Source organism: Rhizobium album (genome assembly GCF_003122325.1).
Lineage (GTDB): Bacteria > Pseudomonadota > Alphaproteobacteria > Rhizobiales > Rhizobiaceae > Metarhizobium > Metarhizobium album.
This window is the reverse complement of sequence record NZ_QFBC01000002.1, coordinates 335,125-347,094: the sequence shown is the minus strand read 5'-3', so window position 1 is coordinate 347,094 and position 11,970 is coordinate 335,125. Positions and strand designations below refer to the sequence as shown.

At 58.0% G+C, this 11,970-nt stretch carries 22 protein-coding genes and 1 tRNA gene; 10 read left to right on the top strand and 13 right to left on the bottom strand.

The window, feature by feature from the left end; genetic code table 11:
- The first annotated feature begins 72 nt into the window (after window positions 1-72).
- Window positions 73-149: transfer RNA gene (locus DEM27_RS05895), tRNA-Met, on the top strand.
- Here DEM27_RS05895 and DEM27_RS05890 read toward each other — a convergent pair.
- The 11 genes from DEM27_RS05890 to DEM27_RS05845 all read right to left on the bottom strand — a co-directional run bounded on the left by DEM27_RS05890 (window position 106) and on the right by DEM27_RS05845 (window position 4,967).
- Window positions 106-1,707, bottom strand: coding sequence for a recombinase family protein (locus tag DEM27_RS05890; protein WP_109457693.1), 1,602 nt, complete (start codon window positions 1,705-1,707; stop codon window positions 106-108). The two genes, DEM27_RS05895 and DEM27_RS05890, sit on opposite strands and share 44 nt — an antisense overlap.
- Window positions 1,704-1,871, bottom strand: a complete 168-nt coding sequence (locus DEM27_RS33880; RefSeq protein ID WP_165823357.1) for a hypothetical protein — start codon at window positions 1,869-1,871, stop codon at window positions 1,704-1,706. Before DEM27_RS33880 ends, DEM27_RS05890 begins: the two co-directional genes overlap by 4 nt.
- The gene (locus tag DEM27_RS05885) at window positions 1,871-2,134 is read right to left on the bottom strand and encodes a hypothetical protein (RefSeq protein WP_109457273.1); all 264 of its coding nucleotides are present in this window, start codon (window positions 2,132-2,134) and stop codon (window positions 1,871-1,873) included. The genes DEM27_RS33880 and DEM27_RS05885 overlap by 1 nt, the downstream gene beginning before the upstream one ends.
- Window positions 2,131-2,325, bottom strand: a complete 195-nt coding sequence (locus tag DEM27_RS05880; protein WP_109457272.1) for a hypothetical protein — start codon at window positions 2,323-2,325, stop codon at window positions 2,131-2,133. Before DEM27_RS05880 ends, DEM27_RS05885 begins: the two co-directional genes overlap by 4 nt.
- Window positions 2,325-2,621, bottom strand: coding sequence for a hypothetical protein (locus tag DEM27_RS05875; RefSeq protein ID WP_109457271.1), 297 nt, complete (start codon window positions 2,619-2,621; stop codon window positions 2,325-2,327). Before DEM27_RS05875 ends, DEM27_RS05880 begins: the two co-directional genes overlap by 1 nt.
- Window positions 2,618-2,896, bottom strand: a complete 279-nt coding sequence (locus DEM27_RS05870) for a hypothetical protein (RefSeq protein WP_109457270.1) — start codon at window positions 2,894-2,896, stop codon at window positions 2,618-2,620. The genes DEM27_RS05875 and DEM27_RS05870 overlap by 4 nt, the downstream gene beginning before the upstream one ends.
- Window positions 2,893-3,228, bottom strand: a complete 336-nt coding sequence (locus DEM27_RS05865; RefSeq protein WP_109457269.1) for a hypothetical protein — start codon at window positions 3,226-3,228, stop codon at window positions 2,893-2,895. The genes DEM27_RS05870 and DEM27_RS05865 overlap by 4 nt, the downstream gene beginning before the upstream one ends.
- 57 nt (window positions 3,229-3,285) lie before the next feature.
- On the bottom strand, window positions 3,286-3,630 hold the full coding sequence (locus DEM27_RS05860) for a hypothetical protein (RefSeq protein WP_128755446.1): 345 nt from the start codon (window positions 3,628-3,630) through the stop codon (window positions 3,286-3,288).
- The gene (locus DEM27_RS05855; RefSeq protein WP_128755445.1) at window positions 3,569-3,850 is read right to left on the bottom strand and encodes a hypothetical protein; all 282 of its coding nucleotides are present in this window, start codon (window positions 3,848-3,850) and stop codon (window positions 3,569-3,571) included. The genes DEM27_RS05860 and DEM27_RS05855 overlap by 62 nt, the downstream gene beginning before the upstream one ends.
- A gap of 17 nt (window positions 3,851-3,867) precedes the next feature.
- The gene (locus tag DEM27_RS05850; protein WP_109457266.1) at window positions 3,868-4,719 is read right to left on the bottom strand and encodes an antA/AntB antirepressor family protein; all 852 of its coding nucleotides are present in this window, start codon (window positions 4,717-4,719) and stop codon (window positions 3,868-3,870) included.
- Window positions 4,720-4,787: 68 nt separating this feature from the next.
- The gene (locus DEM27_RS05845) at window positions 4,788-4,967 is read right to left on the bottom strand and encodes an Arc family DNA-binding protein (protein ID WP_109457265.1); all 180 of its coding nucleotides are present in this window, start codon (window positions 4,965-4,967) and stop codon (window positions 4,788-4,790) included.
- 78 nt (window positions 4,968-5,045) lie between these two features.
- Between DEM27_RS05845 and DEM27_RS05840 the strand changes: the two genes are divergently transcribed.
- Window positions 5,046-5,576 (top strand): Arc family DNA-binding protein, encoded by a 531-nt coding sequence (locus DEM27_RS05840; protein ID WP_109457264.1) that lies wholly within the window; start codon window positions 5,046-5,048, stop codon window positions 5,574-5,576.
- Window positions 5,577-5,590: 14 nt separating this feature from the next.
- Here the strand turns inward: DEM27_RS05840 and DEM27_RS05835 are convergent, their stop codons facing one another.
- A complete protein-coding gene (locus tag DEM27_RS05835; protein WP_109457263.1) occupies window positions 5,591-6,328 on the bottom strand; it encodes a helix-turn-helix domain-containing protein in 738 nt (245 codons plus the stop codon).
- A 147-nt stretch (window positions 6,329-6,475) separates the two neighbouring features.
- Window positions 6,476-7,177: a helix-turn-helix transcriptional regulator gene (locus tag DEM27_RS05830; RefSeq protein WP_128755444.1), complete on the bottom strand. Its 702-nt coding sequence runs from the start codon at window positions 7,175-7,177 to the stop codon at window positions 6,476-6,478.
- An 86-nt stretch (window positions 7,178-7,263) separates the two neighbouring features.
- On the opposite strand from DEM27_RS05830, the gene DEM27_RS35165 reads away from it, so the two are divergent.
- From DEM27_RS35165 to DEM27_RS05795, 8 genes are read left to right on the top strand one after another with little or no spacing between them, the layout of a single operon-like run.
- Entirely contained in the window at window positions 7,264-7,512 is a 249-nt protein-coding gene (locus tag DEM27_RS35165) for a helix-turn-helix domain-containing protein (RefSeq protein ID WP_109457261.1), read from the top strand.
- Window positions 7,509-7,691, top strand: coding sequence for a hypothetical protein (locus DEM27_RS05820; RefSeq protein WP_109457260.1), 183 nt, complete (start codon window positions 7,509-7,511; stop codon window positions 7,689-7,691). The genes DEM27_RS35165 and DEM27_RS05820 overlap by 4 nt, the downstream gene beginning before the upstream one ends.
- Complete coding sequence (locus DEM27_RS05815) at window positions 7,688-7,966, top strand: hypothetical protein (RefSeq protein ID WP_109457259.1); 279 nt, start codon at window positions 7,688-7,690, stop codon at window positions 7,964-7,966. Before DEM27_RS05820 ends, DEM27_RS05815 begins: the two co-directional genes overlap by 4 nt.
- A complete protein-coding gene (locus DEM27_RS05810; RefSeq protein WP_109457258.1) occupies window positions 7,956-8,708 on the top strand; it encodes a DUF1376 domain-containing protein in 753 nt (250 codons plus the stop codon). Before DEM27_RS05815 ends, DEM27_RS05810 begins: the two co-directional genes overlap by 11 nt.
- The gene (locus tag DEM27_RS05805) at window positions 8,705-10,444 is read left to right on the top strand and encodes a toprim domain-containing protein (RefSeq protein WP_109457257.1); all 1,740 of its coding nucleotides are present in this window, start codon (window positions 8,705-8,707) and stop codon (window positions 10,442-10,444) included. Before DEM27_RS05810 ends, DEM27_RS05805 begins: the two co-directional genes overlap by 4 nt.
- The gene (locus DEM27_RS05800; RefSeq protein ID WP_109457256.1) at window positions 10,441-10,701 is read left to right on the top strand and encodes a hypothetical protein; all 261 of its coding nucleotides are present in this window, start codon (window positions 10,441-10,443) and stop codon (window positions 10,699-10,701) included. The genes DEM27_RS05805 and DEM27_RS05800 overlap by 4 nt, the downstream gene beginning before the upstream one ends.
- Window positions 10,698-11,120 (top strand): LPD29 domain-containing protein, encoded by a 423-nt coding sequence (locus DEM27_RS33480; RefSeq protein ID WP_128755443.1) that lies wholly within the window; start codon window positions 10,698-10,700, stop codon window positions 11,118-11,120. Before DEM27_RS05800 ends, DEM27_RS33480 begins: the two co-directional genes overlap by 4 nt.
- Window positions 11,117-11,908: a ParB N-terminal domain-containing protein gene (locus tag DEM27_RS05795; RefSeq protein ID WP_109457255.1), complete on the top strand. Its 792-nt coding sequence runs from the start codon at window positions 11,117-11,119 to the stop codon at window positions 11,906-11,908. The genes DEM27_RS33480 and DEM27_RS05795 overlap by 4 nt, the downstream gene beginning before the upstream one ends.
- The last annotated feature ends 62 nt before the right edge of the window (window positions 11,909-11,970 follow it).

The window sequence follows — 11,970 nt, the reverse complement described above, 5'->3', positions numbered from 1 at the left end:
GGAGGTGCGGGGATTCTATAAGCCGCACATCCAGACGGGCCGGGCACAAAACGCCTCTTTCGGCCCGGATATGGCGGGGTAGCTCAGGTGGTTAGAGCAGCGGAATCATAATCCGCGTGTCGGGGGTTCAAGTCCCTCTCCCGCTACCACTATAACAGCCGACAAGTCCGGGCTGATCAAACTGGACAAATATCCCTTGATTTCGATCTGATATTCCTCGCCAGGGCGGCGGGGCTGGACGATGACAGCGGCAATTACCTGTCGGAAGTGCTTCATCAGGTCGATATGGAATTCGCCGTCCTGCCTCGTTAGGATGTCGGCGATGCGCGTGACGCTCTCCCGAAACTTCTCAATCGCCTTCGGTTTGATCTCGATGACCCTCTGTTCCGGCTCTTGCGCTTCGAGTTCGGCTTTGAACCTTTCGCGCTCCGCACGCAGACCCGGCAGAATGGCCGCTGCGTCGTCATCTTCGATCAGACCCTTCGCCAGCTTCAGGACCACTGCGGAAATAGCGTCCTTGGCCTCCTGTAGGCCTTTTTCGGCTGCGGCACGTCCCTTGCGCCGTTCCAGCGTCGCCCGCTTCTGCTCGGCCTCGTATTCTTTGACGTAGGCGTCAATAACATCGGTGTCGGCGAACTGCATCCGCAGAGTGTCGATAACCTTCCGCTCGATCTTCTCCACGTAGTAGCGAGCATTGTTGTCGCAGGTGCCTGATTCTTTGTGGGTGCTGCAGACGACACGCGGGCCGCTCCGGTCTGCGCCAACGATCGACAATCCCCCTCCGCACTTCCCGCATTTCAGCAGTCCGGACAGCAGGCGCTTGCCCTTCGCTGTCGTTTTGGCGTGCTTGCCACCCCGAGCCTCTTTGCGCTGCTGGACGGCATGATAAATTTCGTCTGAGACGATCCGAAGGTGAGGCATTTCCTGCCTTTGAAAATCGGCTTCATCGTTCGGCCGTGATACGCGCATTCCCGTGGACGGGTCTTTGATCATCCGGACCCGGTTCCAGACCAGCGTGCCGGCATAGAGCGGATTTCTCAGGATGCCATAGCCACGTGCGCCGTTGCCGTTGATCGTGGATGCGTTCCATTTCGTGCCACGGGGCGGAGCAACCCCTTCGTCGTTGAGTTTCCCCGCTATCGTCCTGGGCGAGATGCCGGCCGCGAAATAATCGAAGATCCGCCGGATCACTTCCGCCTCGGATTCGACAATCTCAAGCTCACCGGGCTTCCCCGGTACCGGACGATAGCCGTAGCTGCGGCCGCCGGCGCTCCTGCCGGACTGAACAACACCGACCATACCGCGTCGGACCTTCTTCGCCCCTTCCTCTCGCTGCATCTGGCCGACCAGGCCGTAAAGCCCGACCTGCATCGTGTCGATCTTCCCGCCGTTGACGCAATGAAGCTCGATCCCTCGGAACGTCAGCATCTTGTGCATGGAGCCAAGATCCGCGATGTCGCGTGACAGGCGGTCGGGCGCTTCGGCAATGACGACTTCGAAAGCGCCGTGCTCGGCAGCCTGCATCATGCTCGCCAGCCCTGGGCGGCCGAACATCGAGGCGCCGGACTTGGCTCGGTCGTGATACTCTCCGACGACAGACAGCCCCTGCCTTTCGGCGAGGGCCGTGCATATCCTGATCTGGTCCTCGACGGACGCATCGTTTTGCAGGTCCGTCGAGTATCTGGCGTAAATGACAGCGCGCTTCATGCTGATCCCCTGGTGCCCTTTCCATTGTCGTTGTCATTGACGGGGGCAGGGGGCAGCAGGTCAATACGAGCCTGCGCGCGGGCCATTGCCTTCACCAGTTCGATAAATGCTGCCTTGGCTTCGGCATTCGCGGTTTTCGTGTCGTGGCGCTCATAGTCCGTCATCACGAGTTTTCCCCATTATCCACAGGGCCATCCTGCGAGATTTCAGCTTCAAGGATGGCTTCCATGCGCTCGAGCAAGAAGTCCTGGTTCCGGTCCAGGATCTCTTGCGCATGCGTCAACACCTGCCAGAGGGCGCCACCGAGATAGATGTCCTTCTGATCGCGCAGGCCGTTCGCCGTGTCGTGGCAAGCCGCCTGGCAGACGCGGATAAGAGCGATTGCGAGCCAGCCGCGGTCGATCGCTTCATTGAGGATCTGGTTCATCGACGCCCCTCTTCATCGAGTTTCGGAACGACGAGGACCATGGCGACCTCTGGATCGTGTTCGATCTCGACCCGCCATTCGAGACCATGAATGCGTTTCATGACCTGAGCGAGGTGGTTAGCGATGGCCTTTACTTCGGCGATGTCACCAGCGACGGCGCACGAGGCCTGTGTGAGGAGCGGGTGAGCCATCACTCCTCCTCCTCGACGATCATCGACCGCAAAAGGAAGTTAATGACCGGCTCCCCGTTGCGCTTGCAATTGATGAGGCGATCCATTGTCGAGTCATCGTTGAGTAAGAAGGAAGCCTTCACCGAAATTTCAGCGAGCGACTGGCAACGGTACTCAATGATTTCCCGCTGCACCTCGTCCATCTTGATAAATTCCGGACTGGCGCCGTCTTTGTCTTGGGGCTTATCGAAAATGGCTTCCCACGCTACCTGAGCTTCGAAGTAGGTTACAATCAGTGTCCAGAGGGTGGGGGTCATGACAGCATATTCCCTACTTCGCCGGGGCCTCCGTCCAACGTGGCTGCCATAACCGTGACCAAATGGACGTGGTCAGAGACGATTTTTGCGAGTGCAAAGGCCCTATCCAGATCACGGTTGCGATTGTCGCTGGTCCCGTAATCCATCTCGGACATGAACCCGACCATCGTCTTCGCAAGATGATGTAGGTCAAGGAGGGAATAGAACAGGTCAGAAGGTTCGTATCGCTCGCGGTTGATCGACACCGTGAGTGACGGGAAGAGGTTCGAAGTCATTGCTGCACCGCCTTTCCTTCCAAATAGCCGATAGCCGCGTCGACCATGGCGACGCCCATTGGTTCGGTGATCATCCGCTCATCTTTGATCAGGCGAAGAGCCTCGATCGCGCCTTCCGGCGTGGTGGCTGGATCTTGCCAAGCGGTGAGCGCGCGCATCTGCTCGCCATAGGTCCGCTCGAAAAGGGTATCGTCATTGTCGATATCCTCTTCGGTCAGGCCGTCAGCGTAGGCCTTGCAGCCGTCGCGGTAGCTGAGGATGGTCGACAGGAGCGGATCGGCGGCGCCCGCGGGCACGGCTTCGCCGGTGGCCGGAACTGATGTGTTCGGCATGGTGGTTTCTCCGAGAATTTGAAACGGTGGAGATCGGCTCAAAATTGAGCCGGTCGATTATTTCTTTGCGGGCGTTGCCATCTGGAATTTGTCAGCCAGCTGGGCCGCTGCGTCGTCGCCCCAGATCGCCCTGGCTTCTTCGATGAGCCGTTGATAGGTGGCTTCTGCCACAGCATGGGCGGCGCCGGTCACATGGCGCGCCATGGTCAAATCCTGATGGAATTTGTGCGGGGTGTTGAAGAGCTCGGTCACCTCATCGTCGGTGACCGAATGCTCGTCGAACATCAGAGCAACGCGGGTCATGATGTACGATCGACGCGATTGATCCATCTTCGGAGCCTTAACCATTTTCGACAACTCCCCGATAGCGGCGGACAGATGTTTCAAGGCGACGACGAGCATTCGCTTCAGCCGCCTTCGCCTCGCCGAGCAGGACGAATTCCTCTTCGGTCGCGCTGCGCATCTTTTCGAGATCCGCGGAGCCGGCGGGCATGAAGTCGTCAACGCGGTTTTCGATCTTCCAAGCCTTATAGGATTGGCGAAGCTCGGCTTCGGCCCGACGGCGCTTTGCCGTGGCCGCGTCGGCCAGGATTGCCCGGTCGGCGATTTCGAGCAGCAGCATGATTTCTTTGGCGCGGATCATTCGTCACCGCCTTTCACGAGTTGAAAGCGTCCAACGATATAGGGGTGCGTATAGAGTTTCCCCGCAGAGTGAACGCATTCGCTGACGAAGCGCTTGAAGATTGCCGAGACTTCCTTCTTGGCGAAGCCCGCGTTGTGCACGCCTTCAGCGTGAGGATTGCGGACAAGAACGCGGATCGTCGGCGCCAAGGGACTGTCGCGCATGATCTTGTCAACGACCGGAACGGAAAGCTTGTAGAGGTCGTTCATGCGCGCCCTGATCCTTTCGATGCCTTCGCAGTCAGAGGGCATCTTGGGAAGCACGGTGTGCGCCTGCTTGATTTCGGCAATATCCTCGCGGGCCGCAGTAATATCGGCCCGTTGCGCAACAAGCTCAGTCAGCTGTTCGGCCTGGCGACGCTCCATATCTACCAGAGCCTGGGCGTTCTGCAGCGCCATTTCAGCAAGGCTGATGGGGCGGGCGCTCTGCGCGTTCTGCCGCTCCTCGATGGCTATGAAGTATTTGCGGATCTCCCGGCCTCGCGCCGATCGGTCGATCATCCCAAGCTCTTTACCCATGCCGATGGAAAGAAGATACTCCGTCGCCGGCCGACCACCTGAAGGGTTTTCACCAATCTGGGTGAAAACCACATAGTCGATGTTCGCGACGAAGCCGTACTTTTTGATACGGTCCTTCATCCAACTGGAATAATCCTTCTTCGACTGCAGGAAGCGATGAACCTCGCGGCCATCGACCGCTTTCACCAGGTGGCCGCCGATATTCCCGTCCATGACTTTCGGAAGCGGGGTGTTTTGCTCTTCTCCGATTTGAACTGTCGGCACAGGTGTGCTATTGGACTGGCTGTCCATTTTGGCATCCTTTGTTGAAAATGGTTTTCAGGTATGGGGCGACGTTTGGCGACTGCTGCCCCTACCTGCTATTCCCCGGCCGGAGCCGGCATTTCCTCACGCTGCACTCTGTCCATCCGCTCCCGTAGGGCGCGGACGATTTCGCTGTTCTGCGAGCTGCCGTAACGTTCGGACTGCTCATCGACAAAGGCTTTCACATCGAGCGGAAGCCTGATTATTTGCTGCGGTAACTGTCGGGCACCTTTCATGATAACCTCTCGTTAGTATTTGCATGATAAACCACGGTGGTCCATTGAAGTCAAGACCACGGTGGTTCATAATTTGCCATGACCAGAGATGATCCCCAAATGAAGCTTCGGCTTCCTCAAGAACTCAAAACGGCGATTGAAAAATCTGCCGCAAACAGCAAGCGGTCTTTGAATTCGGAAATCGTTCACCGCCTGCATTATTCCTTCGATGCAGAGACTGAACGTTCCGCCTTCGTGGAGCAGCTGACTATTTTGGAAGCTCAGAACCAGGCCTTGAGAGCCGACCAGGCGAGATCTGCGCAGCTTGAGCAATCGTTGGATGGGGCACTTAGGGACAACGCCCGACAGGCCGCAAGTTGGGAAGAATGGGCAACGCAACAATTCACCGACGAAAATACGGTTTATGTGCTCCTCGACGCGAACGGTCATCCGCAAAGCTGGGATGAAATCATGGCGCATCTGCAGGCGATTGGTGACGCAATCGGTGGGAAAATCGAACGCATAGACGCCGCCGTTGTCGACCCTGCTATGGCATCGAATAGCAAGCGGGCCGAACAATGGATGAAGCTTCGGGAGTTCTACCGATCCAAACAGAAGCCGGAGAAATAGCTTCCGCTGGCACATCACACCCGCTCCACCAGCAGCGACTGCAGGAAGTCTGCGGTCAGATCGCCGCATCCAGTTCCCTTGTCGGCCTCGTCGACATAGGCGTCGAGCGTCAGCTTCTCGATGTTGGAATACTCGTCGGGTTCTGCCTGCCGCAGGAAGTATCGCAGCTTCACCTGCGCTTCTTCTGCGGTCCTGCACTGCATCCGGGCCAAGATCCTGAAGGCCTTAACCTCTCGGCGCCAGGATGCGTCGAGCGTGGCCTTGTCGGCCAGCGGCTTCCCGTCGGCAGTATAGAGCTTGTCGTCTTCGGCGACCAGCGCGGCATGAAGCTCGATCGCATCCTCGACCATGGACCCGGAATTGTCGGCGATGCTCTGCATATGGAGTTCTTGTTGGGTTATCCAATCGTCCTCGCGCGCATCACTCGCATGCACATGCGAGGGCTTTGCATCACCGCGATGCGAAGTGCCGAAGTTGTCTTCCAGATAGGCTTCGCGGAGAGCGTCGTTGTCGGCCGTTTCCACACGATAATCCGGATTGGCGATCGACATCAGCGGATCGAGGCTATATTCGCGGCGCAGCTTCACCAGAGTGTCGGTGCTCGGGACAGTGGTCCCGGCCTCTAAATAGTGGACAGCGGATGGCGTTATGCCGAGGGCACCGCCGAATACCGCGAGAGTTTGCCCGGCCTGGGCGCGCTTGGCCGCAATGGCCTTGCCGATCAGTTTTTTCTCTTCGTCGGTTATCGACATGGGTGTTCCTCATCGTTGACCCGGCGGCGTTTCGCAAACTTCGCTTTCGCGGGCTCAGTCGCGGCCGGTGATGAGTAATCGTATTCCAATTCGAATTTATATCAAGAGGAAAATTCGAATTGGAATTTTCTTGTCGTGAAGACCTTATCAGTCTCGGTTATCAGGCTCGTAAATCACATGTGTCAAAATGCCGATCAATTTCACGGCGCCACCTGCAACTGTCCCGTCCAATTCAATGTTCATGGGGAGGCTTAGATCCTGGGTCTTCCTGTCGATCGGCCAGAGATAAAATCGTGATAGGTCAACGCCGTCCTTTCGTGCAACAATTCCCCGAATTTTGCCTAAAGAATATCGGATTGTTTCGTCCCTCCCCAGAAACGTGTAAAGCATCGTGTAGTGGCGAAAAGCGTGTCTGTAAGAGGATAGCAACTCTTCCGCTGTAGCCAGCTCGAAAATCCCGACAAAATCTCGAGGTAAGTTCTGGTAGGTTCCCAAAACGCGCCAAGCTTCCAGATTTGCGGGATCGATGCGTGTATCAATAGGCACTCGGATAGTCGCCTGCTCTTCAAAATTTACCGGCTCACTTCCGGTATTGTCAAAAAAACGGCCCCTGTAGGGCACGTCCACAATAGCAAGCGCTTTTTCCGAAAATTTATGGGTCGCGTCTTCGGAAGTCATGCCAGCGAGTTCTTTGAGTTTCTCGATTGTTTCCGCTCGCGGGCTCTCTCTACCTGCTTCCCATTTTGAAACGCTTCCTTGAGACACTCCTAGAGCGACAGCTAACTCGGATTGCTTCATCCGCAATTTGCGTCTGGCGTTAAAAACCAGCTTTGCAATGTTTGTTGACACGGGGCTTCCTCATATTTTTCGCATATCTGTATTCTAAAACGAATATATTGCTTGCTCGTTAATTCCGGTGGGCATATATTCGAATTATGCGACCGATAGCACATATTCGAATTGACGTATTCAAACAAACCCAAGCTGATTTTGCGCGGCTTGCGGGTGTGACGCAGGGAACTGTGTCCAAATGGGAGGCGGGAACCCTGGCTCCTTCACAGGCGGAGATGTCAAGGATCAGGACCGCCGCAATCCGCTTGGCTATGAAATGGGATGATCAATGGTTTTTCGTAGTCCCCACGGCCTCCATCGGGGTTTGCTCTAGTCCTCCGGTGTCCGCATGACGGCCGCCCCGACCTCCGAGTCCGTCACCAACGCCGCGATGCGGCTCGCCGACCAGGCGAAGCTGAAAGACGGCCTCCGCCGCGAACTCCGCGAGCGGTTCGACCTTGACGGCGATCAGATCGTCGAGGCCGTGCAGCTGGCGGCATCGTATCGCCTTTGCAGGAGGGCGTTCGCATGATCACCGTTACCAGGCGCGACGGTGTCGTCGTTTTCCCAGTCCACAAGACGCGGCCGCCGTCGGCGACAGTGCGCTTTGTCGCCAATGTTGTTCGGCTCCCGAAATCCGATCTCGGGCGGCTGTTCCTGCGCCGCGCATTGAAGTTCGGCGACAAGCTCGAATGGTACGGGCCGCGCTACGACTGGGATAAGGAGGCTAAGAGCATCCACGATGCTTGGCGCTGGTGCGATCGACAGGAGCGCCAGGGCGCGGGGAGCCGGCGCAATGAACCCTGACTATGTGCCGAGCTACGAGCACTGCGTGTTGCCGTACATCCAGTGGTATCAGGATGATTTTGTCGGCGGCATCCGCGGGATGAAGGCGCACGAGATCGGAGTCTACACCGTTCTGCTTATGGAAATGTATGCCAGGGGGCACGCGCTGGACCAGACGGAAGAGCGTCTTGCCAGGATGTGCGGGAGCGACCGCAGGACGTTTTCGAAGGTGCTCGACGGCCTTGTCGGCGATGGGAAAATCATCCGATTGAAATGCGGCCTGTGGAATGAGCGCTGCGAAAATGCGTTCAGAGAGCGCGCAAAAATGCAGGAGCAAAATTCTTCTGCCGCGAAAGCAGGATGGGAAAAACGTAGACAAAACAATGCGCATAATGAGCATCCGCAAAGCGAGCGCAATGCGGTCGTTATGCCAAACTCAGAAGCTCAGAGTTTAATAAAAGAAGAAACTAACGTTTCTTCCAAAAAACGCGCTTTTCGGCTGTCGCCGGATTGGCAGTGCCCGGACGAATGGATCGACGAAGCGGTCGACGCTGGCATGTCGAGGCCAAGGGCCATCTCCGAAGCCGAGCGGATGAAAAACTGGTCGCTGTCCAGCAAGAACGGCGCCAAGCTCGATTGGCGGGCAGCATGGCGAAACTGGTACAAGGGCAAACTCGACGAAGCCGGAAAGCCCCGTGACGGCCGCGGTGAGGACGGCCACCTGACGAACGACTTCCTGTTCGGGGGAGGGCGCGGACGATGACTGACACTCGCGCCGCACTTGCCGAGCACGGTATCCGTCTCCGGGACGAGAAGCCCGGCAGCCACAAAACCATTTGCCCCAGCTGCAGCAGCAGCCGCCGGAAGAAAAACGATCCTTGCCTGTCGGTGACGATCGAGAACGACGGCCGTGCTGTCTGGTTGTGCCATCATTGCCAGTTTTCGGGCGCGACGGGCGGGGAGGGATATCGGCCGGCACGGGAAAGCCGAGTTTATAAAAAACCGGTTCGGCCCGCACGCTGCGATCAGCCCGATACGCTAATCGCCTATTTTCAGAAGCGTGGAATATCGCGGGAAATCGTCGAACGCTTCGGCGTGTACAAGACCCGCGTTTGGTTCCCGCAGACCGAACGGGAAGAGGACTGCATCGCGTTCCCGTACGAGTGGGACGGGGAGCTTCGCAACGTCAAGTATCGCACTGTCGAGAAGCATTTTAGGCAGGAGAAAGACCCGGAACCGGTATTCTTCAACGCCGACAGCATCGGCGCCGGCGAAGATCTGATCATCTGCGAGGGCGAAGTCGATGTTATGACTTTCGTCCAGGCCGGCTTCGTCCACGTCGTTTCGCTGCCGAATGGGGCGCCGCCGAAGGAAGAGGAAAGCGAGAAGCGCTATGAGCCTTTCGGCACGCACTGGGAACTGATCACGCAGGTTCGGCGCGTTTTGATAGCATCCGACATGGACAAGCCCGGTGAATTGCTGGCGCAGCAGATCGCCAAGCGTGTCGGCAAGGACCGCTCCTATCGGGTGAAGATGCCGGCGGGGATCAAGGACGGCAACGAATGCCTTGTGAAGCTCGGCGCCGAAGAGTTACGGAAGGCGGTCGAATTTGCGGAGCCTTGGCCGCTCGAAGGGCTTCACGATGTCGAGGACTTCGCGATCGACGTCATGGACCTTTACCACGGCCGCGGACCTCAACCGGTCTCCACCGGATGGCCCGAGATGGACCGGGCGTTCAAGTACATCCCCGGTCAGTTCATCTGCCTGACCGGAATTCCGAACCACGGCAAATCGCGTTGGCTGTCGCAGGTCATCATCCAAACGGCCAGGCTTCGCGATGAGAAGTGGGCAATCTTCTCGCCGGAGACCGGGCACGCAAATCAGATAGCTGACCTTTGCGAAATCTGGGCCGGCAATCCGTTCTATGACGGGCCGAACGCCCGGATGTCCGAAGACGATGTCACGGCGGCAATGCTTTGGTTGCGCGACCGGGTTTTCATCATCGGTTCGCTGGAGCATACGCCGTCGATTGACTGGTTGCTGGAGCGCGCCCGAGCGGCCGTGATCAGGTACGGCGTCAGGAACGTCATTTTCGATCCCTACAACGAGATCGAGGCATCCCGGCCGGACAAGCTGACCGAAACGGAATTCGTTTCGCAGCTGATTTCGAAATGCAAGCGGTTCGGCAAATTGCACGACTGCACTGTCTGGATGGTAGTTCACCCTCGAAAACTCGGTGGTGTCGTAGACGGTCGGGAGCCGGTGCCGCAGCTGTACGACCTGGCCGGCAGTGCGCACTGGCGCAACAAGGCGGATGCCGGGATTGTCATATACCGCGACTACCAGAAGAGCGTGACTTTCGCCATCGCGCAGAAGATCCGCCGCCAGCCCATGTGCGGCATGGTCGGGTCGATCAAGCTTCAGTTCGTCGGCGCAGATCGCCGTTTCGAGCAAATCCCCAACAGTTATCAACCCCTTGGAAGAGAGGAAGACCTATGACGCGTGACGAGCATGGATTTGACGAAAACCGCCTCCTCGAAGGTGAGGTTGAGTTGTGGCGCAACAGTCAGTGGCGCGTGACCAGTTTCGCCCTGGAGGAAGTGCCAGGGGCGACAGGATACTGGATCGCCGCCCACGAAGTTCACCGGGACATGTGGCCGGAACACATGAAGGAAAAGCACTGGGTCGATCACGGCCTGTTTATGGAGGCTCTTGCGAAAGCGCGGGAACTGCATCCGCAGGCGGTTGCCGCATGACGCGCTCGATCAACCTTATCGACACCGCGAAGATTGTTCGCAAACTCTTGCGTCGCCTATTCCCAGGCGTCGTGTTCTCCGTCACTACGCGTCGATATCGAGCAGGCGATGGTTCGATCTGCGTCGTCTGGACTGACGGCCCCTGGCGGGATGATGTCGATCGTGTTTTGCGGCCGTTCGCCTCATCAGGGTTCGACGGAACGATAGACCTTGCTTTTGACGTCGAGGCTTTCCTCTTGCCTGACGGCAGCGCTGTCGTTGCGCAATCCGCCGGAACAATCGGTTCTGGTGGTGTCTGCCCGCCGATCAAGGCTTTTAAGCCAAGCGCCGCGGCAGAGCGTGTCTGTTTCGGATCCAGGCACATCTTGGTGATGAGAAAAACGGACAAACCCATAGCGGCGGTAGGGAGGTCAGCATGATCGACGAAGGCGCACTATCCGACCCCGGCGAGGTGCCGGTTCTCGACTGGATCGAGGTCAACAAGATCGGCGTCGAGGAAACCTATCAGCGGCCGCTCGATCTGAACAAGGTCGAGGAGATGGTCCGGACGTTCACCTGGCGGCTGTTCGGAGCACTCACGCTCGTTCCGCAGCCAGACGGCAGATACCACGCCGCCGACGGCCAGCACCGCCTCGAGGCGGCTCGCATGCATCCGATGATCACCTACGTCCCGGCCGTCATCGTCAAAGCCGAAGACATCCGCGAGGAGGCCAGCGTTTTCGTCGGCGTGAACAAGAACCGGAAGGCTGTCAGCAGCCTGGAACTGTTCTTCGCGATGCTGACGGCCGGCGACGACGATGCTGTCACGATCCTGCAGGTCTGCCAGCGTGCCGGCGTTCGCATCCCGAAACACCCGGGGAAGCCTCACAAGCCTGGCGACACCGTCGCCATCGGCGTCATTCAGGCTGTCATCGGCCGTCGAGGCGCGATGCGCGCCCGCCAGTATCTGGAAATCCTCGTCCAGGCTGGATTTGCGCCGATATCCGCCAACCTGATCAAGGCCGTCGAGCACATCATGAACGATCCCGAGTTTTCCGGGTCGGTGACGCTGGAAGACGTCGGTGAGACACTGAAGGCAGGCGGCGCGATCGACATTGAGGCCAAGCGCTTCGCCCAGACGCACCGCGTCCCGCTCTGGCAGGGCCTCGCCAACGTGATTTTCCAACGGACGAAGAAGCGCCGGGCGCCGGCGGGGAGGGCGGCATGATGTTCTGGCAGTCGCAGAGTTGGAATTTACTCGTTAGGCGGGCCTAATATAGCTAAGGCACG